This is a genomic window from Methylobacterium sp. WL7, from assembly GCF_008040085.1.
GTDB lineage: Bacteria > Pseudomonadota > Alphaproteobacteria > Rhizobiales > Beijerinckiaceae > Methylobacterium > Methylobacterium mesophilicum.
In genome coordinates, this window is the sequence record NZ_VRVG01000093.1 from 1 (window position 1) to 21503 (window position 21503).

A 21503-nucleotide genomic window follows, 5' to 3' on the forward strand; every position below is an offset into this window, starting at 1 on the left:
CCTTCATACCGACACAGCCTTGTCCTGAAGCCGGGCTCCCCTCTCCCGACCCGGCCTGACGGCCGGCCCACCCTCCCCCGCAGAGGGGGGAGGGAGATGCGTTTGTGGCCGCGCGCGCAACTCTGAACCCGGCGCCCATCACTTCACCGTCAACGTGCCGGTCATGCCCTTCGCCTCGAGGCCGCGCGCCTCCCATTTGTAGGTGCCGGGCTTGATCGCCACGAACTCGACGGCGATCTCGCCGGGATCGTCGAACTCCAGGTGGTCGGGCGCGCCGCCGCCGTGGATCTCCTTGTGCTCGATGACGATCTGGTTGAGCCAGATGTAGCGGAAGAACTCGGGGGCGTAGAACTTGTACTCCTGCCGCCCCTTGGCGACGATGCGCAGCCGGTAGGCCTTGCCGGATTCCAGCGTGATGTCCTTGTTCTCGACCACAAAGTCGTTGCCCTGATCGTCGCCCAGGACGAGGTCGGGCAGGTTCTCGCGCTTCTTGGTGAGGTCGAGGGCCGAGGCCGGCCCAGCCGCGAACAGGCCGACCAGAGCGAGGGCTGCGATCCGAAACGTCCGCGTCATGTCGTTCCTACCCCTGTGCCGCCGGTTCGGCGATCCTGTTCTGCGTCATGGACGTTCAATCGGAGGCGCGCACCCCCGATCTAGCGCCTGTGTTCGAGTGACAAACTAGTTCGGGGAGATGGCGACGCCCCAGGGCAGCAGGCCCACCGGGATGCTCTTGACCACCTTCTCGGCGGCCACGTCGATCACCGAGACGTCGTTGGAGGTGCCGTTCGTCGTGAACAGCATCTTCTGGTCCGGCGTGAAGGCGAGCTGCCAGACGCGCTGGCCGACGGGGAGGTACTTCTGGACCTCGTAGCTCTTGGCATCGATCACCGCGACCCGGTTGGCCGGCCCCAAGGCCACGAAGGCCTTGGTGCCGTCCTTGTTGATGCGGATGCCGACCGGCTGGATCGCCTCGTCGTTCACGCTGGGGATCTTGAAGGTGATCTTCTTCACCACCCGGCGCTGGGCCACGTCGATCACGCTGACCGTGCCGCCGACCTCCGCGGAGACCCACAGAAACTTGCCGTCGGCGGTGAACTCGGCAAAGCGCGGCCGGGCGTCAACCAGCACGTTGTCGATCACCTGGAACGTCTTGGTGTCGATAAAGTGCGCCATGTTGGTGGTCTCGGAGGTGTTGACCAGGATCTTCCCGTCCGGCGACAGGCCCATCCCCTCCGGCTCGACCCCGACCGGCACCTCGGCCAGGACCTTGTTCTTCTCGATGTCGATGATCGTGACCTGGCTGTCGTCCTCGTTGGCGACGTAGAGCGGGTTGCCGGAGGCATCGAGGATGAACTGCTCGGGATCGGGGCCGGAGCGGAGCGAGCGCACGACCTTACCGGAGCTGGCATCGAGCACGTCGATCCGGTCGTCGTCGCTGGCGCAGACGAACACCTCCTTGCCGTCCTTCGACACGGTGATCCCGCGCGGCCGGCGCCCGACCTTCCAGGTTCCGGTGACGGTCATCGTGGTCGTGTCGATGACGCTGACGGAGTTGCCCTTCTCGTTGCTCACGTAGGCGGTGAAGGCAAAGGCCGGCCCGCAGAGGCCGAGCCCCGCTCCGAGGGCGACAACACTCAGACCTGCCTCGAAGCGGCGGCGCATACGACTTCCTTCCCTGGGTGCCCTTTTCGGCACTTTCTGGCACCAACTGTAGTGCGATCTTGGCCGGTTGCGAGGGGTTGCGGCGTTTGCGGCCGTGGCCGGCGTTCCCCTCGCAGGGCGTCAGCCGCGATGCTTATTCACACATCCTCAGCGCTGTGAAGTGCAGGACATCGGTCGAGCGCGTGCGTGCTGCAGCGTGCAGGTTACCGTCCTCCGTGATGAGCACACGGTCTGGAGCCAGACAGGCTAGGATCGAGGCGTCGTTGAACCCGAGCCACGCGTAGGTGTCGTCATGGACGGCATCCCAGCCCGTCGGCTGCAACTCGCGGACGTGCAAGACGAACAGCTTGAAGAACGCGGCGATCTCAGACCTGATCGGATCCCGGACCTGGCGGAGCAGGTTGGCGGTCTCGGACAGGATCTGCGCCGTGGTGATGACCCCGGCCGCCACCGAAATGTGCAGCAGCAGGGCATCGTAGTCGGCGCGCGAGAACCGCGAGCAGTTTTTATGGATTCGGATGTAGTCCGCGCACGTTCCGCCGACGATGAACAGCACGAGGACGTTCGTATCGAGCAGAACGTATTTCCGCATCGCTATTCGACGTCGCGACTCTTCATCGAAACGATCTCCCCGGTCGTCTCATCGACCGTCACGATCTTGTAGGTCCGGCGCATGACGACAGTGCCGCTCAGCACCGATATGGCGTTGCGCGCCTCATCCCACGGTCGAGAGAAGCCCAGAGTGATATTCCAGTATCCTGGATGATGCTCGACCTCTTCGAGGCCGAGATTCGAGACGTTCTCCGTCGACATCGTCGACAAAAGCCACTCTTTCGCGCGGTCGATCGCATCGTTGACGCTGATGCCGGGGCTCCTGGTCTCCATTATGGGCCGTGCTTCTTGGACCTCGTGGCTCATCGTGAGTCTCGGACTTCGAGAGGACACCGTCTCGGTGGAGCGCGCCTCCGGAAGGTGGCCCCCCTGGGCCGCCCGCGTCAATGGTGGCGGCGATATTCCTGTGCTCCGCGATGGAACCGCTCGACGACCCGCGAGAACACGGTCATTTGAACTTGCAGGTGGTCTCCGGCAGGTCGACGCCCAGCGTGTCGAGCGGCGTGCGCTGATGCAGGAAGCCCTGTTCGGGCGCGACCGAGACCAGGGCCTTGGGCTGGACGACGATGACCGGCTGGCGCAGCTGGTGATCCCAGGGGCGGAAGCTCAGCGACACACCCTTGTAGGCCGGCAGGTTGAAGGCCGGATCCACCAGGTACGGGGTCAGCACGGCGGGATCGTTGGTCTTCTTGGCGGTGACGGCCTCGCCGACGGTCCGGATCGCCGCCCAGGCCTGGTAATCCAAGGGGCGCATCAGCCGGGAGGCGAGCCGCCGGAACCGGTTCTGAGCCTGCGCGGCCCCCCAGGTCTCCAGCACCGGCGACCACGTGGTCGAGGTCAGCGCCTGCGTGCCGCCGACGGGCCGGGGATCGACGGTGCGGTAGGAGACGTAGTCGCCCCAGTCGCCCTCCTCGTCGGCCACGATCGCCATGTCGTAGTCGAGCCCGCGGGTGAAGACCATCGCCTCGGCCCGGGTCGGGGTATCGCCCCGCGCCTTCGCCAGCGGTCCGAAGGTCCAGGGTTTCTCCGTGGTGATCTTCAGGGCGAACTTGCGCGCGGAGTTGCGCACGGCCTCGGCATAGGCCTTGTCGGCCTCGGTCGGCCCGACGATCAGAAAGACCTTCCGCCAGCGCATCACCGTCAGGTACTGCGCGATGGCGTCGGTCAGCATCGCCCGGGACGGCAGGATGTGAAATACGTTGGACCGGCAGTCGGCGCCGCGCAGCCGGTCGTCGGGGGCGCCGGCATTCAGCACCACCGCCCCGGTGTCCTTCACCGCGTCGGCCACCGCCAGCACCGCATCCGCCGGCAGGACCAGGACCAGGTAGTGCACGCCCTTGGCCACCAACTCCCTGGCCGCCGCCACGGCGTCGGGCTTGTCGTCGCTCAGCGCGACCGCATCCAGTGAAAAGGTCTGCTTGGTGAACCGGCCGGTGGTGTTGTTGTCGGCGATGCCCATCTTGGCGCCGGCCAGCCCCTCGTCTTCCGGGGCGGCCTCGGCGTCGTACGAGGACGGCGCCGGCTGCGGCCGGTAGATCAGGCCGATCGGCGTTTCGATCGGTTGCGGGGCCGGCTGCTGGGGTTGCGCGGCGACCGGCGTCAGCACGGTCCAGCACGCGAAGAGAACGCGAAGGCTGACCGAGCGCGGCGTCGGATAACGCGAAGGCTGGACGGGAATCGGGGCCGGGGCGTGTGCAGGATCGTGCATATACGCGGCCTCTAGCAGCTTCGGATCCGGCCGCTCAACCGCGGCGCCCCGGTCGGACGTTCACGTTCGCGTCGTGGGCTACCGGCGCGGCGATGTACATTGCCAATTTGTCCCTTCGCCCGAGCTATAGGGGCGAAAACGCCGGCGGCAGCGTCGGCGCCGGTCATCGAGAGGGAGCCCCGAGGATGCGCCACCTGTTATCGTGCGCGGTGACCGCCTGTCTGCTGGCCGGGGTGTCCGGTGCCCACGCCGCCGAGAAGGCCGCGGTGTTCCCGGTGGAGCTGTTCGATCCCGGGGCCACCTACGGCACGCGGGTCCGGCCCGTCGACACCAAGAAGTTGACGCTGGTGACGGACGAGCTGCGCAACGCCCTCCGCAACCAGGCCGGCCTGGACATCGTCGACACAGCCCCGAAATCCGACGTGGTCGCCAAGGAGGGTCCGCTCTACAAGTGCAACGGGTGCGCGGCCGACATCGCCAAGAGCCTGGGTGCGGATCTCGTCGTGACCGGTTATGTGGAGAAGGGATCCGGCCAGATCTTCAACCTGAACGTCACCATCGCCGAGGCCGAGACCGGCAAGATGGTGCGCGGCGGGCAGGTGACGATCCGGGCCGATACCGACGACACCTGGGCGCACGCCATGCGCTGGGTCGTGAAGAACCGCCTGCTCGCCGAGCCGTTGCCCGGCAAGTCGTGATTGCGTGCCGCCCATCTTCGAGAGATCCGTGTCCCCGTACCCCGTACCGCCAGGCCCCCTGCCCCGCCTCCTCGTCAGCGTGCGCGATCCGGCCGAGGCCGAGGCCGCCCAGCTCGCCGGGGCCGACCTGATCGACGCCAAGGATCCGGAGCGCGGAGCGCTGGGCGCACTGGAACCCGCACTGGTGGACGCGATCGTGGCGCGCGTCGCCGGCGCGGCCGTGACCAGCGCGGTGGCAGACCCGACGCCCGAATCCGTCACCGCGATGGCGGCGACCGGGATCGACTGGGTGAAGACCGGCCTCGCCCCTGCGCAAAGCCGCGATCCCCGGGCGCTGGCCGCCCTCGCCGAGGGTGCCCCCGGCCGCCTGATCGCAGTCCTGTTCGCCGAAGACGGCCCGGCGGCGGACCTTGTCCCGGCTTTGGCGCAGGCCGGATTTGCGGGAGCGATGATCGACACGTCCGGAAAGGCCGGCGTCCGCCTGACCGACCTCGCCGAGCCCCAGGCGCTCGCGGCGTTCACGGCGGCGTGCCGGAGCCACGGGTTGATGAGCGGATTGGCAGGTTCTCTCCGGGTCACCGATATCCCTGCCCTCAGCGTACACCGCCCCGACTATTTCGGATTCCGCGGCGGCCTGTGCCGCGACCTGGATCGGCGCAACGGTATCGATCCGCTACGGGTCGCTGAGGCCGTACGCGCCTTGCGCCCGAACCAACGGGACGCCGCGTGACGACGGTCCTCAAGATCGGAGGCAGCCTCGCGGCGGATCCGGAGCGTCGCCGAGCCCTTCTGGCGGATGTAGCGGCAGGCCTGCACGGACGCTGCGTCGTGGTGCCCGGCGGCGGCGCCTATGCGGACGCCGTGCGTGCCGCCCAGATTCGGGACGGCTTCGACGATGCGGAGGCCCACTGCCGGGCGTTGGACGCGATGGGCCGCATGGCGACGGACTTTTGCTCGATCGAGCCCCGCCTTGCGCGCAGTTTGGAGCCGTGGACAGAGATCGCCAATGCTTCCCGGGTCTGGGACCCGACGACCTTGAGGGTGGGCGACCCGGAAATCCCTGAGAATTGGGGCGTGACATCCGACAGTCTCGCGCTCTGGCTCGCGCGACGGATGCGTGCTGGACGCTGCGTGCTGGTGAAGTCGGCTGACGCCCCGTCACAGGAGGATGCAGATGGACTTGCCCAACGCGGGTTCGTGGATGCCGCCTTCTCCGCCTTCGCTATGCGCTACGGCGGTTCGATAGCGATCTGGGGGCCGACCCGGAACGTCACGCTCCGCCAGCGGGTGGCTGCTTGAGCGCCCCCGAGCACATCGTGTTCGTCACCGGTCGCCTCGCCCGGGCGCGGCTCGAAAAAGTCGCGGCCGGCCTTCCGGCGACGGTCCGCTGGAGCATCGCGGATGCCGGCGTAAAGGTCGCCGCGCTGATGACGGAAGAAATCATCCGCCGCCGGATCGAGATCCCCGAGGGCGCGACCCGAATCGTCCTTCCGGGCCGCTGCCGGGCCGATACCGGCCGGCTGTCCGAGCATTTCCATGTTCCGGTCGAGCGTGGCCCGGACGAGGTCGTCGATTTGCCGGCCTGGCTGGGGCTCGCCGGGCGCAAGGTGGACCTCTCGAAGCACAACCTGCGGATCTTCTCCGAAATCGTCGATGCCTCGAAGATGACCCCCGACGAGATCCTGGCGAAAGGGCTCGACCTTGCCCGCCGCGGCGCCGACGTGATCGACCTGGGCGGGCTGCCCGACACAACCTTCCCGCATCTGGAGGAGTCCGTGGCCGCCCTCAAGGGCGCGGGTCTGAAGGTGAGCGTCGATTCCTTCTCACTGGACGAACTCGCCCGGGGCGCCGGGGCCGGGGCGGATTACCTGCTCAGCCTGAACATCGACACGCTGGATCTCGCCTTCGAGACCGACGCGGTACCGATCCTAGTGCCCCTGAGGCCGGACGACCTGCCCTCCCTCGACTGCGCGATCGAGCGGATGTTGAAGGCCGGGCGCCCGTTCCTGGCCGACCCGATCCTAGAGCCAATCCACCACGGCTTCGTGGATTCGATCGGGCGCTACCGCGACACCCGCACCCGCTGGCCCGACATCCAGATGATGATGGGCACCGGCAACCTGACGGAGCTGACCGAGGCGGATTCGCTCGGCGTCACCGCCCTGCTGGTCGGGATGTGTTCGGAACTATCGATCGGCAACGTGCTGATCGTTCAAGTCTCGAATCACACCCGCCGCACCGTCGAGGAGCACGACGCCGCCAGGCGGGTGATGTACGCCGCCAAGGCCGACTCCGCCCTGCCCAAAGGCTACGGGTGCGCGCTGCTGGCCCTTCACGATAAGCGCCCGTTCGTGCAGACCGCCGCTGAAGTCGCCCAGGCTGCAGCCGAGGTCCGGGATCCGAATTACCGGATCGCGGTCGCCGAGGACGGGATCCACGTCTACAACCGCGACGTCCACAGAGTCGGCACCGACGCGATGGCCTTCTTCCCCGATCTCGACGTGAAGAGCGACGGCGCCCACGCCTTCTATCTCGGAGCCGAACTCGCCAAGGCCGAGACCGCTTGGCGGCTTGGAAAGCGCTACGTTCAGGACGAGGCCCTCGACTGGGGCTGCGCGGCCGACGCCGACGTTGAGGACTCGACCGCGTTCAAGAAGGCCGGACACACTCGCCATTCCGGCCCCGACGCGCCCCCGCCCGGCACCCGCGATGCGCGGCTGGTGAAGCCCGAGGTGGATGCCGACGCCCCTGAAACGATCTCGGAAGCCGAGGCCCGCGACGAGGCGCCGCCAGAGACGCCCCAGCCGGCGACCAAGCTGGTCTGCGGCCGGCTGGTGCCGGCGGACAGGGCCTGAGTGATGCCGCTGATCCTGGAGACCATCGTCACCACGCTCGCGCCGTCCGGTGAACTGCACCTCGTGCCGTTCGGGCTGATCGGCGAGGAAGACGGCTACGTGCTGGCGCCGTTCCGACCCTCGCCGACCATCGTCAATCTCGAGGCCAATCCCTGCTTCGCGGCGTCGAGCCCGCGGGACATCCGGGTGATCGCGGGCGCTGTGACGGGCCGGCGCGAATGGCCGACCGTGGCGTGCGCGGCCATTGCCGGCCGGCGGCTGGCCGACAGTTTCGGCCACGCCGAGTTCCAGGTCGCATCGGTCGAGGACCACGAGACCCGGCCGCGCTTCCGCGGCCGCCTCGTGCATTCGGCCGCCCACGCGCCGTTCATCGGCTACAACCGCGCCCAAGCCGCGGTGCTCGAGGCGGCGATCCTCTCGACCCGGCTCCACATGCTTGAGCCGGACAAGGTGTTGACGGAGATGGCCTACCTCGCCATCGCCATCAGCAAGACCGCGGGCTCGCGCGAGCGCGAGGCCTGGGGCTGGATCGAGGACAAGGTCGCGGAGGCTTTCGGGGCCGAAGCGCGCATTCTCGGTCGGGACGCAAGCTAGATCCGTATCCGAGAGATCGAATGCGGCTCTGACACTCACTTGTGACACGCTCTCGGACGCAGAACCGGTATCTCGATGCCGGACCGCGCCCCGGAGGCGGGAGGAGCAATACACGATGAAGAAAATGACCCTGGCCCTGGCGGCCACGGCCGCCCTGGTGGCGGCGACCGCGCAGGCCCATGGCCCGACCCGGCGCAAGATTTCCGAGTCGATCGAGATCAACGCCCCGGCCGACAAGGTCTGGGCCGTGATCGGCGACGTCAAGAACGCCGACTGGATGGAGAACGTCACCAAGACCGAGGTCAGCGGCGACGTGCCGAACAAGTTCAAGCGCACCCTCACGCTGAAGAACGGCAACCAAATCCAAGAGACCAGCAACAAGTACAAGCCGGACGAGAAGCTGTTCTCGTACTATATCGAGAAGGTCGATGTGAAGGACCTGCCGGCCAACGACTATTCTGCCACGATCACGGTGGAGCCCGCGGGCGACGCCAAGTCCAAGGTCGAGTGGAAGGCTGCCTTCTATCGCGGCTACATGAACAACGATCCGCCGCCCGAGCTCAACGACGAAGCCTCTGAGAAGGGTGTGGGCGCCTGGATCAAGGCAAGCCTCGCCAACCTGAAGGCCAAGGTCGAGAAGGGCTCGTGAGCCTGCGCGGGTTTCGCAAAAGCGTCCTGCGGTTTTGCGATACGAACCTGCGTCGTCACCTCAAATGCGGCCAGGCGGCGTTCGTCGCCGGCCTCGCCCTGACCGCGACGTACGCCCGCGCCGAACAGGCGCGGGAGGCGATCGTGACAACCCAGCTTGGCGGCGCGGTCGAAATTGTCGACCTCGCCGCCGGTAAGGTGGTGCGTAGCATCAAACTCGACGGGGCGCCGGCTGGGATCGCCCTGTCGCCCGATCGCAAGCGGGCGTATGTCACGCGGCCCGAAGGTCACGGTCTCGCGGTGCTCGATCTCGATGCCGGCGTCGTTGCCGCGGAAGTGCCGCTGCCGGGTGGGCCGCTGGGCGTCGCCGCTGATCCGAGGGGTGGCAAAGTCTACGTGGCGGATTGGTACGGAAACCGCCTGTTCGTTCTGACCGAACGTGACGGCCGCCTGATCCCCGACGGCGAAATCGCGGTCGGCGCCTCTCCATCCGGTATCGCCGTTTCGCCCGACGGGGCGACCCTCTACGTCGCCAACCGGGAGGCCGACACGGTCTCTGTGGTCGATGCCGACGCCCGCAAGGAAACCAAGGTCATCCCGGTCGGGCAACACCCGTTCGGGATTACTCTCGACGCCCCCACGGGCCGCGCCTATACGGCGAACGTAACCAGCGACGACGTCTCCGTGATCGACCTCGCGGCCGGTCGGGAGATCGGCCGGATCCCAACCGGCCGGCGACCCTACGTGATCGCCCTCACGCAAGGGCGCGGCTTCGTGACCGACCAGTATGCCGGCAGCGTCACAGCCTTCGATCTTACGACCCTAAAGCCGCTCGCCGATATCGACGTGGGTGATCATCCCGAGGGCATCGCGGCCGACGCCGGCGGTCGCCTCTACGTCGCCAACTGGGGTGACAACACGCTGAGTGTCCTCGACGGCCGGACGCTGAAGGTGCTGAAGACCATCCCGACTGGGAACGGTCCCCGCGCGTTCGGCGACTTCCTGCGGTAGTGCAACTGCACGGTTGTCGGATTACGGGTCGCGCCCTCGCCTTCGTCGCCCCATTCAATGGCGGCGGCCGCTTCTAACAGGTCGCCATCACGGGAGCGTGGCACTTGCCGTTGCGATTGGCGACGGCATTTGACTGGGACCCCAAAGCGAGGCTGTGGCGTGCGAGGCCTGAGCGGCCTGCTGGAGCAACCTCGAATAGAACGCCGTACCGGACAACCGCGACACAGCTCAGGAGGGCGGCAGGCGCGGCGCAGCCTAAGGATCGGAACACGCCAAAATCCCGATGTGGCCGGCGAGACCGATCCGGAACGCCTGCACTGCGGTCCGCGCCGTCACGGCTCCGTCGGCGAAGAAGTCTGCCGAGGGCTGCAAGAAAGCCACCGCCGGAGAACCGAGCAGGCTGCGTGTGAAATGCGACGAGGAACTCCGAAACAGCAAAGTTGCTTGCCCTGTCATGCCGGACAGGACACCCACGAAGAAGAAAACGCCGGCAAAGCCGAGGCGGGCTAACGCGGTCGAGAGACCGCCTGCCAAGGTCGGCATGGCCACCCAACTCGCCGCGATCCAGGACCGCTACCGTCGCGCGATGACGGCTGCCCTCGATCACCCGCATCGCGAGCAAGGCGATCTGATCCGCATCGCCCTGGCCGCCCTGCTGGCCGAGAAAGCCGCGCTCGGCGTCGCGGACGGTCAAGAGATGGCGGAGGCTTTGGAGTCGTAGTTCCTGGCGCCTATGTGTAGGCAACCGCCCGCCTCGAACGCGTCGCTGCCCAACCGACCAGGCAGAACGCTCTCGATGCGAGCGGGGTCTCTGTCCCCATCCGTTATGTCAAATCCGCAGAACGACCGGATTGCTCAGTCCAGCTGACGGTGTGGCGCCCGACGGTAAGCGATCCGGGCCAGAATCAGGGCGCCGCCGATCTGGAGGAAGCCGGATTCACCCAGATCCGCCGGCGCATAATGCGCCTGGATCAGCAGCCGGGTCAGTGCGTTCAGCGCGAGGAGAGTCAGGCAGAAAGCTCCTGCAGCGAGCAGGCTGGCGACGAACTCGGGCATGCTTCGTCTCCCGTGTCGAACACGGACAGAGTAGCAAGCCCTACGCCAAGAGGAAGTCTGGTGTCGTCGATCAGCGCTTCCTACTTGGCGCGGCCGGAGTGGCTGCCTGAGCCGCCGGCGCCACCAGTCGGGGTGTTTCCACCGAAAGGCGCTTCACCGGCCAGCCGTCGCTCCAGCGCTCCATGTCCGCGAGCCGCGGATTGTTCTTCATCGCATTCGCGTCCGACCCGGCGAAGGCCGCGGCAGCGGCGATGTCGAAGGTCTTCCAGAAGCCGAGGTAGTCCAGCGCATCGACGCGGGCGATGTTGATCTGCGAGACCAGCGTCTGCTGTTCGCCGGTCAACGCCATGTCGGCGGACCACCGGAATGGCGGCGGCTTCGGAGCGTCCTTGGCCGCGTCCTTGGGCTCCGGCCCAGGCTTGATCGCGCCGCCGTCGTAGGCGGTGTCGGTGCCGGCGGGAGCCGCGAGCGTGGCCGTCAGGGCCGGGAAGCCGTGATCGTCCGAGAGGGCACGGATGAACAGCTTCCGTTCCTGCGGTACGGCACTCGCCTCGCGTAGCAGCCGCTTTGCCGCAAGGTCCGCCGCCCGGGTATCCTTGTCGCCCACCATGGCGATGAGCAGGGTGGAGGGATCGATGCCGGAGAGCTCCGTCAGCGCGATACCGCGCGATTTCGGGCCGCTGGCGATGCCGCCCGGCGCAGCCATGAAAATCAGTTTCGGGACGGGTAGGCCGTGCTGCTTGGCGTCGGCGGCCATGTCCATGGCGAGCGGGGCGCCGGCCAGATGTCCGATGAGAACGACGCGGCCGAGATCGGGTTTTGCGTCTGCGTCGGAGGCCAGGTCCGCCAGTGCCGCTTTGACCAGGCCGTCGGCGAGGCCGGGTGCGTCGGCTGGGCGGGTCCGGTTCACCTCTTGGAAGCGCGGATACAGCACGAGCCAGCCCTGACGAGTGAGATGGTCGATCCAACCCCCGTAGCTTTGCGGATTGACCACACCCCATCCGTGCAGGAACACGACCACGGGCCGGCCGGCCTCGGGCGCGGTATCGGCAGCGTGGAACGCGAACGTCGTAGCGGATCCCCGCCCGAGCAGGCGCTTGACGATCGTCGCCTTGCGGTCTCCGAATCCGCCGGCTCCTTCCGACGGCTGCGGCGGTGGGGATGCAGCTTGAGCGGCACTCAACCCCGCAAGCGTCAGGATCACACCGACGGCGAGCGATCCACGAAGAGCATTGAGACGCATGAGGGGCTCGACTGAGAGACGCAATGCGCCGGCAGGTCAGAGCGCGCTGAATAGCAGATTCATTCGCCTTGGCGACTCATCCCGATAGGATCGGTCAGGCGCCGTAAGCGCGCTCGGATTCCGGATGGTCCAGACGTTCGGCCAGGGCCAAGATCTCGGCTGGGACCGCATCGGCGACGGGACTGTAATGCGCGCGCAACTCGTCGGTCACCGTATCGAGGATATCGGCCTCTGGACGATCGTCCCACGAGCGCCGACGCAGGGAATCGGCATAGTTGGCAGCGACGATGAGCATGATTGATCTGAGCTGCCGACGGAGTTGCTCGGGATCGGGCGTCTTGCGCCCCGGGAGTGCCGTACAACCCGGAATAGGTCTCAGGTTTCCAGACCCGGCGTAATTAATTTTCCGCCCGGTCCGATCACCGCTGGGCCGGTCGACCCCGAGGGACGGCCCGCGGCCTGCTCGACCCAGGCCAGAATATCCTCGGCGCGCCAGGGCTTCGGGATGAAGGTCGCCGACATGCGTAGGTCGCTCGGCTGGTCGCCCGCATCCCCGGAGGTGAGCAGCACACGGACCCGCGGCCAGGTCACGCCGATGATCCGCGCAAGTTCGAATCCGCCGATCGGTCCGGGCGTACGCACATCGGAGAACACGACGCTGACTTCGTCGGCACGGTCGTTGAGGATGGCGAGAGCCCGTTCGGCAGTCTCGGCCTCGATCACCGTGAAGCCAGTATCCTCCAGGAGAGTGGCCGCGAGGAAGCGCTCGTCGGGTTGGTCCTCCACGACGAGGATCATGGGCTTCTGTCCGGGCTGTACCGAGTCGCTCATGGGCCGGGACACTCTACAGGGGCTGAACGGCGGTCGCGACGATCGGTTCAACGCCCCGATCGTCGCGAATGGCCGGACCCGCGCAGGCACAGATCCTCCTGCGACCCTCGCATATTCGGCAAGTTGTGGCCGTGTCCCGGGAAGCACAGCCATCCAGGAACATCCCGCCAAGACCGCCAGGAGCGGTTTGATCAGCCGACGCCGTTGGCTTTCAGGAAGGCGAGAGCGCGGGCCCAGCCATCCTCGGCCGCGTCCTTGCGGTAGCTCGGGCGATAATCCGCATGAAATCCGTGCGGCGCATCCGGGTAGATCACGAGTTCGACGCTCCTGCCCGCATGCCTCGCCTTGTCGCGAGCTTCCTCTGCGGATGCGGGCGGGATGCCGGTGTCGGCGCCACCGTAGAGGGCAAGCAACGGCGCATGGATCTCGGCCGCCACATCTCCGGCGGTGCGCGGCTGAATATCGGTCCGATCGCCGCCCAGTGGTCCGTACCAAGCGACCGCCGCCTTCAAGTCGCGACGATGCGCCGCGTAAAGCCAGGCGTCGCGACCACCTCGGCACCACCCCATCACGCCGAGTCGGCCGGCATCGCCCTTGGCAGCGGAGGCCGCCCAAGCCGCGGTGGCGTCGAGATCGCCGATCCACTGTGCGTCCGGCGTTTTCGAGATGACGTCCCGGATGATGATCTTAGGATCCGTCATGGTCGAGAGGTCGCCCTGCCGGGCGTAGAGTTCGGGTGCGACGGCGCAGTAGCCGGCCTTGGCGAGGCGACGGCAGATATCCTTAATGTACTCGTGGACCCCGAAGATCTCTTCGATCACCAGTACGACAGGAAAAGGCCCCGCCCCGGCGGGCACCGCCCTGTAGGCTGGCATCGGACCGTCGGCCGCCGGGATCTTGACCTCGCCCGCCTCGATACCGGTCGCATCGGTGTGAATCACCTGCGCCTCGACACGGGTCGTGGCGACAGTCAGACCGCTGATGAGACTGGTCATCACGAAGCCGCGCCGCGACAATGGCGGTGTCACCAACCCGTCGAGTCCGGCGTGATTGCTGTCTGCCATGATCTTCCCTCCCGCGGTCCAGCGTAGAGGGCTATCTGCCGGCACCGGCCGTGGTCAAATGCGACCGCGGCACGAACTGGCGTTCACGCGCCTGCCGCCGCCAAGGCGCGCACGGCCGGCTCGGCGGCGATGCGGACCGTTGCCGGAGCGGCGCGGGGCTTCAGCACGTCGGCAAGCGTAACGAAGCCGTCCGACGTGGATGCGTCCCCTGCCCGGATCCCGTAGCCCAGCGCGAAGGATCGGGTCAGACCGGCGTCGCGCGCGATTCCGAAGCGGTCGAGCGCTGCCAGGAACGCCTCGCGAAACAGACTCGGCCGGCACCAGCTCTTCTCGGCCAATTGTAGGGGCCAGTCCCAAAGGCCCTCGGCACGCCGTGTCGTGACGGCGTCCCGGCTGATGAAGTAACCGGTAGCGCGGTGCTCAAGCCCATCCACGCTAACCGACCAATCGTCGTTGCCGAACAATTCGGCATCGGCCACGTCGCTCATCGGGTCCTCCGCGCAGGGCCGGCACTCCAAAGCACCGGAACAATTCCGGAACATTGGCGCGGAACATCCCGACGGTCAAGGCCATTGTTCCCGCTGCGTTCGCGGCGGGCGCGATCGCTTCATCGCTACTTGAACAAAGGGTGCTCGACCCGGTCGCCGACTTGAATCCCGAGCTTAGCGGTGGTCCCGGCATTGAGTTCGAGCACAGCGGAGACAGGGCTGCCGGACGGGATGATCGCGGTCGAAAGCGGCTCGGTGTCGGCTGCGATCCGGCTCACGGTCCCATCCGGGCGGATGAACAACATGTCGAGGGGGAGATAGGTGTTCTTCATCCACATGGTCACGGGTTCGGCGCGTTCGAAATCGAACAGCATGCCATGCTCGGGCGCCATGTGCCGGCGGAACATCAGCCCGCGGGATCGGCTGGCGTCGTCACGCATCACTTCGACGTCGAACCGCTTCGGCCCAGCCTTGGTGGCGATGATCAGCGGCTCTGTCTTGGCGGCGTTCTGCGGCGCCGCGCTCTGGGCAGTGGCCTGGTGAACGGGAACCGGTGCGACCAGGATGAGGCAGGCTATGGCCGCCGCCTGCGAGACGCGGAAAAGAACTCTCAAGGACTGCCTCTCGGGAAACGCGATCGCGGGCGGTGTGCCGACCGCGGGTACAGATAGCGCGCGCGAATTGGGGCGTCAGTGCGAGGCCGGGAGCGCCCCGTCGACGAGACGGATCTCGGCCGCCATCACACCTTTGGAGCCGTCGCCGTAGCGTACCAATACGGCGTCGCCTGGCTTGAGTTCGGCGATGCCGTAGCGGCGCAGAGTTTCCATGTGGACGAAAATGTCGGGTGTGCCGTCGCCGCGGGTCAGGAAGCCGAAGCCGCGCAAGCGGTTGAACCACTTCACCACCGCCGTCTCCAGGCCGCTCGTGGGCGTGACCGAGACATGGGTGCGCGGCATCGGCATCTCGGAGGGATGCACAGCCGCGGACTGGTCGAGAGACAGGACTTTGAACGCCTGCCAGCCGCGCGGGCGCTCCACCGCCTCGACAACGATGCGCGCGCCCTCGCTGGCCGCCTGGAACCCGTCCCGCCGAAGGCAGGTGACGTGCAGCAGGATGTCGGGGGCGCCGTCGTCAGGTACGATGAAGCCGAAGCCCTTGGACACGTCGAACCATTTGATGCGGCCGGAGACCTCCACGAGGTCGAAAGCCTCGTCCTCGCCGCCCGCCGCTTCGGCGACACGGCTGTCCTCGATCCGACTGGGGTTCTGCGGCCCGGATCCGCGTTCATCAGACATGGCCGAGCAACCTACACCGAATCACGCCGCGCGCTCTCACAGCAAGATTAACGAAGTCCTGATTCGCGGAAAGCCCATATGACCGGCATAGGAGCCCTAGCGAGTTGCAATCTTGCCTGGGGGAGGCAGGTCCGCAACAGTCGATCGGTCGCAGGGAGAGCCGAATTGGGCGTCCTGTCGCTATCAAGGCATCTGGTTCGCCCGCCTTATGGCGTCCAATCAGGTTTCTGCGACCATCGTGGGCCCGCGTTCACGTCTTCGAGAGCAATCGCGATATGGGTCCGGGCGCGTTGCGACTTCGAGCAGCGGTGGCGTCCGAGGTCCAGGCGTGGTTTGAGCCCATCGCCATGTCGATAGTGCCCACACCTCCCGAGCCCCTTGAGCCGCCCACGCGCGCCGCACCGGCAGGCCGCTACCCGATCATCGATGCGGCGCGGGCGGCGGCCCTCGTGGCGATGGCGAGCTACCACACGCTCTGGGACCTCGGCTTCCTGCGGCTGACGGCCGAGAATTATGCTTTGACGGCGGCGGGCCATAGGGCGGCGGAGACGATCGCCGGGACCTTCCTCACCCTTGTCGGCGTCGGACTTGTCCTGATGAACGGGCGCGGCATCCGTCCGCGCCAGACCGTGCTGCGGCTCGCGCGGATCGGTGGGGCGGCGCTCCTCGTCACACTCGGGACCTGGATCGCCTTTCCCGACGCGTACGTCTTCTTCGGCATCCTGCACTGCATCGCCGTCTCGAGCGTACTCGGCCTGCCGTTCCTCTTCGCCCCCTTAGCCGTGACGGCACTCGCCGCGGTGGCGGTCTTCGCCATGCCTCTCCTGGTGCACGCGTCTCTCCTCGATGACCCGATCTTGTTCTTCCTCGGCCTCGGTTCCGGGACGCCGCGAACCAACGATTACGTGCCGCTGTTCCCGTGGTTCGGGTTCGTCCTGTCGGGGATCGTCCTCGGGCGGCTCGGCCTGCCGCGTCTTGCGCGATCCCGGTTCGGCAACTGGACGCCGCGTTCGGCGCTTGGGCGTGCGGCGACGTTCTTGGGGCGCCACAGCCTGATCGTGTACCTCGTCCACCAGCCCGTGCTGCTCGGGCTGCTCACCGGCCTCGTCACCCTGACGGGACCGAACCCGATGGCCGGTCTGCGCGCGTTCCGGGCCGATTACGTGACGATCTGCACACGAACCGGCGGCGAGCCGCCGCTCTGCCGCATCGCAGCCCGGTGCACCTCCGACGCGCTGCTCAAGGAGGATCTGTTTCGCGAGGATGGCCGCCCGTTCAGTCCGGCGGAGCGGTCGCGGGCACAAGCCCTATCGCAGGGCTGCTACGGGGCGATCGAGGCGGCCTCGCGGATGCCGAGGTAAAGTCGCGGCTGCGCTGCACGATGGCGCACGGTCCGTCCTACCCACCACCTTGGTCCTGAGACGAACGGATCGCGGGCTTCGGGGTAGCCGGCCGGGGATCGTCGAACGATCGGGAGAACTCTCGAGAGGCTTCCGCCTTGCGTCGGCCTCCGAGGAACAGGGCGCGGGCAGGATGAGATTCCCTGCCCGTGCAATCATCAACCCGCCGCGCGAAATCCGAAACAATCAGTCCTTGGCGCGTTCGACGTAGGCGCCGTCCGCCGTCATCACGACGACGCGGGTACCGGCAGCAATGTGCGGCGGCACGGTGGTGCGCACGCCGTTCGAGAGGGTGGCCGGCTTGTAGGACGAAGAGGCGGTCTGGCCCTTAAGGACCGGCTCGGTCTCGGTGACCTCCAGGGTCACCCGCTGGGGAAGCTCGATGGTCAGCGGCACGTCGTTATGGCTCGACAGCATCACGGCCATGCCCTCCTGCAGGTAGGGGGCGGCATCGCCGACCACGTCCGCCGGCACCGCGACCTGCTCGTAGCTCTCGGGGTTCATGAAGTGGAACCCCTCGGCGTCGCTGTACAGGAAGGTGTGCTCGCGATCCTCCACGAAGGCCCGCTCGACCTGCTCGGTGGTCCGGTAGCGCTCGGACACCTTCACGCCGTCCGTGATGCGGCGCATGTCGAGCTGGGTCACCGGGGTGCCCTTGCCGGGGTGGATGTTCTCGACGAACAGGATCACGTAGAGCTTGCCGTCCTTGTCGACGACGTTGCCCTTGCGGAGCGTTGAGGCGATCACCTTCACGGAATTCGGTCCTGCATTGACAAGGCGGGTCGGCACGCGCCAAGCGCGTGCACTGGATCTCAGGCCCCGCCACTATCGCATCTGCGGCGTGGTTGCCAGCCGGCGAACCTCAACCGGCGGTCTCGGCACGCGGCACCGATGCGTCCCCGACGTGGATCGGAGGCGAACCTGGCGCCCGGTTCACACTCAGGCCCGCTCGCTCGTGCCTGGGGCCGGCCATGCTGGAGATCGATTGTGACCGGAGCCGTCTCGCCCTGGTGGGCGCCTGACCGCCACGCCGACCGCCGGCCTCGCCTGTTGCTGCGCAACCGGATCCTGGCCGCGTTCCGGGCCTGGTTTGCGGAGCGGGATTTCGTCGAGGCCGAGACCGCCTGCCTGCAGGTCTCGCCCGGTAACGAGGCGCATCTCTCGGCGTTTGCCACAGAGGCGATCGGCGGGAGTGGCGCGCGGACGCCGCTCTACCTGCACACCTCTCCTGAATTTGCCTGCAAGAAGCTGCTGGCGGCAGGCGAGGCGCGGCTGCTCAGCGTCGCCCGGGTGTTCCGAAACCGCGAGCGCGGCCCGCTTCACCACCCCGAATTCACCATGCTGGAATGGTACCGCGCCGGGGTGCCGTACACGGCGTTGATGGTGGATTGCGCCGAGCTTCTGGCGCTCGCCGCCGAGACCGCCGGCACGCGCCGGTTCGTCTACCGGGGCCGGGAGGCCGACCCTTTCGCGGAGGCCGAGCGGCTGACCCTGGCCGAGGCCTTCGCGCGCTTCGCCGGCATCGACCTGCTGGCCACGATAACGCCGCGTGGCGAGACCGACCGCGACGCCCTTGCCGGCGCCGTGACGGCGGCGGACCTGCGGGTGGCCCCGGATGACACGTGGGCGGATCTGTTTTCCCGGGTTCTGGTGGCGCGGATCGAGCCGCATCTCGGCATCGGGCGCCCGACGATCCTGTGCGAATACCCGATCGGCGAGGCGGCTTTGGCCCGCCCGGTGCCGGGCGATCCGCGGGTGTCCGAACGGTTCGAACTCTATGCCTGCGGCGTCGAACTCGCCAATGCCTTCGGCGAGTTGACAGACCCGGTGACGTTACGCCGACGTTTCGACACGGAGATGGCGGTGAAGCTGCGCGTTTACGACGAAGCCTACCCGATCGACCCCGACTTCTTCGAAGCATTGGCGGTGATGCCCGATGCGTCGGGGATCGCCCTCGGGTTCGACCGCTTGGCCATGCTGGCCTGCGGGGCCGATCGCGTCGACGACGTCATCTGGACGCCGGTGGCGGAGACCTTGCCATGAACCGCACGCTTCGCAGCGCCGCCGACTTGGCCGAGGCCGGGTTGCTGTCCGGCCCGGAGGCGGAGGCGTTGCACGATGTGCTGGCCCGCTACGCCGTCTCGGTCACCCCGGACATGGCGGAGCTCATCGACCGGGACGACCCGGCGGATCCGATCGCCCGCCAGTTCGTGCCGCGGGCCGAAGAGGCCGTCGCCGCCCCGGAGGAGCGCGCCGACCCGATCGGCGACGAAGCGCACGCTCCGGTTGTGGGCATCGTTCACCGCTACCCCGACCGGGTGCTGCTGAAGCCGTTGCACATCTGCCCGGTCTATTGCCGGTTCTGTTTCCGCCGGGAGATGGTCGGGCCGGACGGCCTCGGCTCCCTGACCGACGCGGAACTCGATGGCGCCCTCGCCTACATCGCGCAGGATCCGCGGATCTGGGAGGTCGTCGTCACCGGCGGCGACCCGTTCGCGCTCTCGCCCCGCCGGCTCGGCGCGATCGCCGGGCGGCTGTCGGCGATCGCGCATGTCCGGGTGATGCGGATCCACACCCGCGTACCGGTGGTGAAGCCCGACCTCGTCGGCGGCGATCTGGTGCGGTCCCTTAAGCGGTTCGGGCGCGCGGTGTTCGTGGCGCTCCACGCCAACCACCCGCGCGAGTTCACCCCGGCGGCTCAAGAAGCCTGCGCCCGGCTGGTCGATGCCGGGATCCCGATGGTCAGCCAGTCGGTGCTGCTGCGCGGGGTCAACGACGATCCCGCGACCCTCGAGGCGCTGATGCGGACCTTCGTGGAGAACCGGATCAAGCCCTACTACCTGCATCACGGCGACCTGGCCCCAGGCACAGGCCATCTGCGCACCAGCCTCGACGCGGGACAGGCGCTGATGCGCGCCCTGCGCGGTCGCCTCTCGGGTCTGGCCCAGCCGACCTACGTGCTCGACATTCCGGGCGGCCACGGCAAGGTGCCGGTCGGGCCCGGGTACCTGCGCGAGGCGGCCGACGGCACGCGGGTGACCGATCCGAACGGGTGCGAGCACGCCTACCCACCGAAAGTCTGAGGGAGGTCTTGGTGACGATGCGCAAGCTCTGGGGGCGGCTCACCTCGGTGAACGTGCAGAAGGCGGTCTGGGGGCTCGACGAGGCCGGACTCGCCTACGAGCGGATCGACGCCGGCGGCGCCCACGGCGTCGTCGCCGATCCCGCCTATCGCGCCAAGAACCCGAACGGGCTGGTCCCGACCCTGGAGGAGGATGGGTTCGTCCTCTGGGAATCGAACGCTATCCTGCGCTACGTGGCCTCGACCGCACCGGCCCTGGCGCTGCCGGCCGATCCGCGGGCCCGCGCCCATGTCGAGCAATGGCTGGACTGGCAGGCCACCACCTTCACGCCCGCCATGCGCGACGCGTTCTGGCAGCTCTACCGCTCGGCGAATCCCGACCGGACGGTTGTCGCCGCCTCGATCACGCGAACGGAGGCGTTGGCGGCCATCCTGGACGCCCATTTGGCGGACCGAGATTACATGGTGGGCGACGGCTTCGGCATCGCCGACATCGCGCTCGGCTGCGCCGCCCATCGCTGGCTGAACCTGCCGGTCGAGCGCATCGAGCGCCCGGCCTTGCGCCGCTGGTACGAGCGGCTGGCCGGCAGGCCCGGCGCGTCTCGGGCGCTCGGCGAGCCGATCGCCTGAGCAGCCGTCTGGCTTTGGTGCATCGAGGCGCGATGGACGGTTGGGCGATCCCTGGAAGGTCCCTCGCAGCTCATCGATCCGTCGGACGAATCGAGGCTTGACCCGATCCAGCCCTTTCGAGGTGGTTGGATTGGCCTCTGCGCGCGGAGCTTTGGCAACGGGATCAAGCGTTTCGAACCGCGCTGGCGAGCTCCGGCGGCATGCGGCCATCTCTCGCCAAGGTGACAGCCGCGAAGGCGGCACGGAAGGAAGCGACACGTTGCAGAGCGCCACCCTTCCCCCCACGGATCCCAGGTTTCCGCGGACACTTCGGCCGCTACCCCGTCATCCCGGGGCGCCGCTTCGCGGCCCCGGGATGACGAGGCTGTTTCCGGCCGAGCGGGGCGGACATCTGCCGACCGCTGCTGCAAACACTTTGAAACGTCTGGGACCTGATCCCTCAGCCTGTCACCCTCCCGCACTTGCTAGCGGAGTCACGCATCGGGTTCGGCAGGATACGCTGGGGACACCGCGGCTCTCCCTCCCCCCTCTGCGGGGGAGGGTGGCCCCCGAAGGGGGTCGGGAGAGGGGAGCGACGGAGCAGGAGAAAGCTCCGGCCCTCACACCTGCTCTGCCTTATCTTGAAG

General features: G+C 67.6%; 27 protein-coding genes. 12 read left to right on the forward strand and 15 right to left on the reverse strand.

The genetic code is table 11. From position 1 onward, the window contains the following. Positions 1 to 138: 138 nt before the first annotated feature. From FV233_RS20415 to FV233_RS20435, 5 genes are all read right to left on the reverse strand, one after another. Positions 139 to 573 carry a hypothetical protein gene (locus tag FV233_RS20415; protein ID WP_147898587.1) on the reverse strand — a complete coding sequence of 145 codons (435 nt, stop codon included), beginning with the start codon at positions 571 to 573 and terminating at the stop codon, positions 139 to 141. A 105-nt stretch (positions 574 to 678) separates the two neighbouring features. Next, a complete protein-coding gene (locus FV233_RS20420; RefSeq protein WP_147898588.1) occupies positions 679 to 1662 on the reverse strand; it encodes a YVTN family beta-propeller repeat protein in 984 nt (327 codons plus the stop codon). Between the two features lie 133 nt (positions 1663 to 1795). Beyond that, a complete protein-coding gene (locus FV233_RS20425) occupies positions 1796 to 2218 on the reverse strand; it encodes a hypothetical protein (protein WP_147898589.1) in 423 nt (140 codons plus the stop codon). A gap of 38 nt (positions 2219 to 2256) precedes the next feature. Continuing rightward, positions 2257 to 2580, reverse strand: a complete 324-nt coding sequence (locus FV233_RS20430) for a hypothetical protein (protein ID WP_147856335.1) — start codon at positions 2578 to 2580, stop codon at positions 2257 to 2259. A 142-nt stretch (positions 2581 to 2722) separates the two neighbouring features. Beyond that, positions 2723 to 3880 (reverse strand): ABC transporter substrate-binding protein, encoded by a 1158-nt coding sequence (locus FV233_RS20435; protein ID WP_246690046.1) that lies wholly within the window; start codon positions 3878 to 3880, stop codon positions 2723 to 2725. A 287-nt stretch (positions 3881 to 4167) separates the two neighbouring features. Here FV233_RS20435 and FV233_RS20440 point away from each other — a divergent pair, with 287 nt between their 5' ends. The 7 genes from FV233_RS20440 (at position 4168) to FV233_RS20470 (ending at position 9788) form a co-directional block, all read left to right on the forward strand. Next, complete coding sequence (locus FV233_RS20440; protein WP_147898590.1) at positions 4168 to 4680, forward strand: DUF3280 domain-containing protein; 513 nt, start codon at positions 4168 to 4170, stop codon at positions 4678 to 4680. 28 nt (positions 4681 to 4708) lie between these two features. Continuing rightward, positions 4709 to 5410 (forward strand): (5-formylfuran-3-yl)methyl phosphate synthase, encoded by a 702-nt coding sequence (locus FV233_RS20445; RefSeq protein ID WP_147898591.1) that lies wholly within the window; start codon positions 4709 to 4711, stop codon positions 5408 to 5410. Continuing rightward, on the forward strand, positions 5407 to 5979 hold the full coding sequence (locus FV233_RS20450; RefSeq protein WP_147898592.1) for a uridylate kinase: 573 nt from the start codon (positions 5407 to 5409) through the stop codon (positions 5977 to 5979). Before FV233_RS20445 ends, FV233_RS20450 begins: the two co-directional genes overlap by 4 nt. Then, on the forward strand, positions 5976 to 7535 hold the full coding sequence (locus FV233_RS20455) for a DUF6513 domain-containing protein (RefSeq protein ID WP_147898593.1): 1560 nt from the start codon (positions 5976 to 5978) through the stop codon (positions 7533 to 7535). Before FV233_RS20450 ends, FV233_RS20455 begins: the two co-directional genes overlap by 4 nt. A 3-nt stretch (positions 7536 to 7538) precedes the next feature. After that, positions 7539 to 8129, forward strand: a complete 591-nt coding sequence (locus FV233_RS20460) for a DUF447 domain-containing protein (RefSeq protein WP_147898594.1) — start codon at positions 7539 to 7541, stop codon at positions 8127 to 8129. A gap of 115 nt (positions 8130 to 8244) precedes the next feature. After that, positions 8245 to 8778, forward strand: coding sequence for an SRPBCC family protein (locus FV233_RS20465; RefSeq protein WP_147853951.1), 534 nt, complete (start codon positions 8245 to 8247; stop codon positions 8776 to 8778). 98 nt (positions 8779 to 8876) lie between these two features. Then, a complete protein-coding gene (locus FV233_RS20470) occupies positions 8877 to 9788 on the forward strand; it encodes a YncE family protein (RefSeq protein WP_147898599.1) in 912 nt (303 codons plus the stop codon). Between the two features lie 255 nt (positions 9789 to 10043). Here the strand turns inward: FV233_RS20470 and FV233_RS30500 are convergent, their stop codons facing one another. After that, positions 10044 to 10331 (reverse strand): hypothetical protein, encoded by a 288-nt coding sequence (locus FV233_RS30500; protein WP_187278183.1) that lies wholly within the window; start codon positions 10329 to 10331, stop codon positions 10044 to 10046. On the opposite strand from FV233_RS30500, the gene FV233_RS20475 reads away from it, so the two are divergent. Then, positions 10330 to 10509: a hypothetical protein gene (locus tag FV233_RS20475; protein ID WP_238260892.1), complete on the forward strand. Its 180-nt coding sequence runs from the start codon at positions 10330 to 10332 to the stop codon at positions 10507 to 10509. The genes FV233_RS30500 and FV233_RS20475 overlap by 2 nt on opposite strands. 134 nt (positions 10510 to 10643) lie before the next feature. Here FV233_RS20475 and FV233_RS20480 read toward each other — a convergent pair whose 3' ends face one another. From FV233_RS20480 to FV233_RS20515, 8 genes are all read right to left on the reverse strand, one after another. Then, positions 10644 to 10844 (reverse strand): hypothetical protein, encoded by a 201-nt coding sequence (locus FV233_RS20480; RefSeq protein WP_147898596.1) that lies wholly within the window; start codon positions 10842 to 10844, stop codon positions 10644 to 10646. 70 nt (positions 10845 to 10914) lie between these two features. Next, entirely contained in the window at positions 10915 to 12087 is a 1173-nt protein-coding gene (locus FV233_RS20485; protein WP_147898597.1) for an alpha/beta hydrolase, read from the reverse strand. A gap of 94 nt (positions 12088 to 12181) precedes the next feature. Continuing rightward, complete coding sequence (locus FV233_RS20490; protein WP_147853947.1) at positions 12182 to 12382, reverse strand: hypothetical protein; 201 nt, start codon at positions 12380 to 12382, stop codon at positions 12182 to 12184. Between the two features lie 80 nt (positions 12383 to 12462). After that, a complete protein-coding gene (locus tag FV233_RS20495) occupies positions 12463 to 12918 on the reverse strand; it encodes a response regulator (protein ID WP_147853946.1) in 456 nt (151 codons plus the stop codon). Between the two features lie 191 nt (positions 12919 to 13109). After that, a complete protein-coding gene (locus FV233_RS20500; RefSeq protein ID WP_147853945.1) occupies positions 13110 to 13982 on the reverse strand; it encodes a dienelactone hydrolase family protein in 873 nt (290 codons plus the stop codon). Positions 13983 to 14065: 83 nt separating this feature from the next. Next, positions 14066 to 14470: a hypothetical protein gene (locus FV233_RS20505; protein ID WP_147853944.1), complete on the reverse strand. Its 405-nt coding sequence runs from the start codon at positions 14468 to 14470 to the stop codon at positions 14066 to 14068. Between the two features lie 125 nt (positions 14471 to 14595). Then, positions 14596 to 15084, reverse strand: coding sequence for a DUF192 domain-containing protein (locus tag FV233_RS20510; RefSeq protein ID WP_147853943.1), 489 nt, complete (start codon positions 15082 to 15084; stop codon positions 14596 to 14598). Between the two features lie 75 nt (positions 15085 to 15159). Then, a complete protein-coding gene (locus FV233_RS20515; protein ID WP_246690047.1) occupies positions 15160 to 15765 on the reverse strand; it encodes a cold-shock protein in 606 nt (201 codons plus the stop codon). A 347-nt stretch (positions 15766 to 16112) separates the two neighbouring features. On the opposite strand from FV233_RS20515, the gene FV233_RS20520 reads away from it, so the two are divergent. Beyond that, positions 16113 to 17126: a heparan-alpha-glucosaminide N-acetyltransferase gene (locus tag FV233_RS20520; RefSeq protein ID WP_147853942.1), complete on the forward strand. Its 1014-nt coding sequence runs from the start codon at positions 16113 to 16115 to the stop codon at positions 17124 to 17126. A gap of 225 nt (positions 17127 to 17351) precedes the next feature. Here FV233_RS20520 and efp read toward each other — a convergent pair whose 3' ends face one another. Continuing rightward, positions 17352 to 17918, reverse strand: coding sequence for an elongation factor P (gene efp, locus FV233_RS20525; RefSeq protein WP_147853941.1), 567 nt, complete (start codon positions 17916 to 17918; stop codon positions 17352 to 17354). Between the two features lie 234 nt (positions 17919 to 18152). Here efp and epmA point away from each other — a divergent pair, with 234 nt between their 5' ends. From epmA to FV233_RS20540, 3 genes are read left to right on the forward strand one after another with little or no spacing between them, the layout of a single operon-like run. Next, entirely contained in the window at positions 18153 to 19208 is a 1056-nt protein-coding gene (epmA, locus tag FV233_RS20530; RefSeq protein WP_147898598.1) for an EF-P lysine aminoacylase EpmA, read from the forward strand. After that, positions 19205 to 20248 (forward strand): lysine-2,3-aminomutase-like protein, encoded by a 1044-nt coding sequence (locus tag FV233_RS20535; RefSeq protein ID WP_147853939.1) that lies wholly within the window; start codon positions 19205 to 19207, stop codon positions 20246 to 20248. The genes epmA and FV233_RS20535 overlap by 4 nt, the downstream gene beginning before the upstream one ends. Positions 20249 to 20265: 17 nt before the next feature. Next, positions 20266 to 20877, forward strand: coding sequence for a glutathione S-transferase family protein (locus tag FV233_RS20540; RefSeq protein ID WP_147853955.1), 612 nt, complete (start codon positions 20266 to 20268; stop codon positions 20875 to 20877). The last annotated feature ends 626 nt before the right edge of the window (positions 20878 to 21503 follow it).

Coding starts and splice junctions, on each gene's coding strand:
- FV233_RS20420 (WP_147898588.1), bottom strand. CDS start 1,662: ATGCGCCGCCGCTTCGAGGCAGGTCTGAGTGTTGTCGCCCTCGGAGCG.
- FV233_RS20540 (WP_147853955.1), top strand. CDS start 20,266: ATGCGCAAGCTCTGGGGGCGGCTCACCTCGGTGAACGTGCAGAAGGCG.
- FV233_RS20460 (WP_147898594.1), top strand. CDS start 7,539: ATGCCGCTGATCCTGGAGACCATCGTCACCACGCTCGCGCCGTCCGGT.
- FV233_RS20520 (WP_147853942.1), top strand. CDS start 16,113: ATGTCGATAGTGCCCACACCTCCCGAGCCCCTTGAGCCGCCCACGCGC.
- FV233_RS20440 (WP_147898590.1), top strand. CDS start 4,168: ATGCGCCACCTGTTATCGTGCGCGGTGACCGCCTGTCTGCTGGCCGGG.
- FV233_RS20505 (WP_147853944.1), bottom strand. CDS start 14,470: ATGAGCGACGTGGCCGATGCCGAATTGTTCGGCAACGACGATTGGTCG.
- FV233_RS20475 (WP_238260892.1), top strand. CDS start 10,330: ATGGCCACCCAACTCGCCGCGATCCAGGACCGCTACCGTCGCGCGATG.
- FV233_RS20485 (WP_147898597.1), bottom strand. CDS start 12,087: ATGCGTCTCAATGCTCTTCGTGGATCGCTCGCCGTCGGTGTGATCCTG.
- FV233_RS20495 (WP_147853946.1), bottom strand. CDS start 12,918: ATGAGCGACTCGGTACAGCCCGGACAGAAGCCCATGATCCTCGTCGTG.
- FV233_RS20490 (WP_147853947.1), bottom strand. CDS start 12,382: ATGCTCATCGTCGCTGCCAACTATGCCGATTCCCTGCGTCGGCGCTCG.
- FV233_RS30500 (WP_187278183.1), bottom strand. CDS start 10,331: ATGCCGACCTTGGCAGGCGGTCTCTCGACCGCGTTAGCCCGCCTCGGC.
- FV233_RS20535 (WP_147853939.1), top strand. CDS start 19,205: ATGAACCGCACGCTTCGCAGCGCCGCCGACTTGGCCGAGGCCGGGTTG.
- FV233_RS20515 (WP_246690047.1), bottom strand. CDS start 15,765: ATGTCTGATGAACGCGGATCCGGGCCGCAGAACCCCAGTCGGATCGAG.
- FV233_RS20430 (WP_147856335.1), bottom strand. CDS start 2,580: ATGAGCCACGAGGTCCAAGAAGCACGGCCCATAATGGAGACCAGGAGC.
- FV233_RS20465 (WP_147853951.1), top strand. CDS start 8,245: ATGAAGAAAATGACCCTGGCCCTGGCGGCCACGGCCGCCCTGGTGGCG.
- FV233_RS20480 (WP_147898596.1), bottom strand. CDS start 10,844: ATGCCCGAGTTCGTCGCCAGCCTGCTCGCTGCAGGAGCTTTCTGCCTG.
- FV233_RS20500 (WP_147853945.1), bottom strand. CDS start 13,982: ATGGCAGACAGCAATCACGCCGGACTCGACGGGTTGGTGACACCGCCA.
- FV233_RS20415 (WP_147898587.1), bottom strand. CDS start 573: ATGACGCGGACGTTTCGGATCGCAGCCCTCGCTCTGGTCGGCCTGTTC.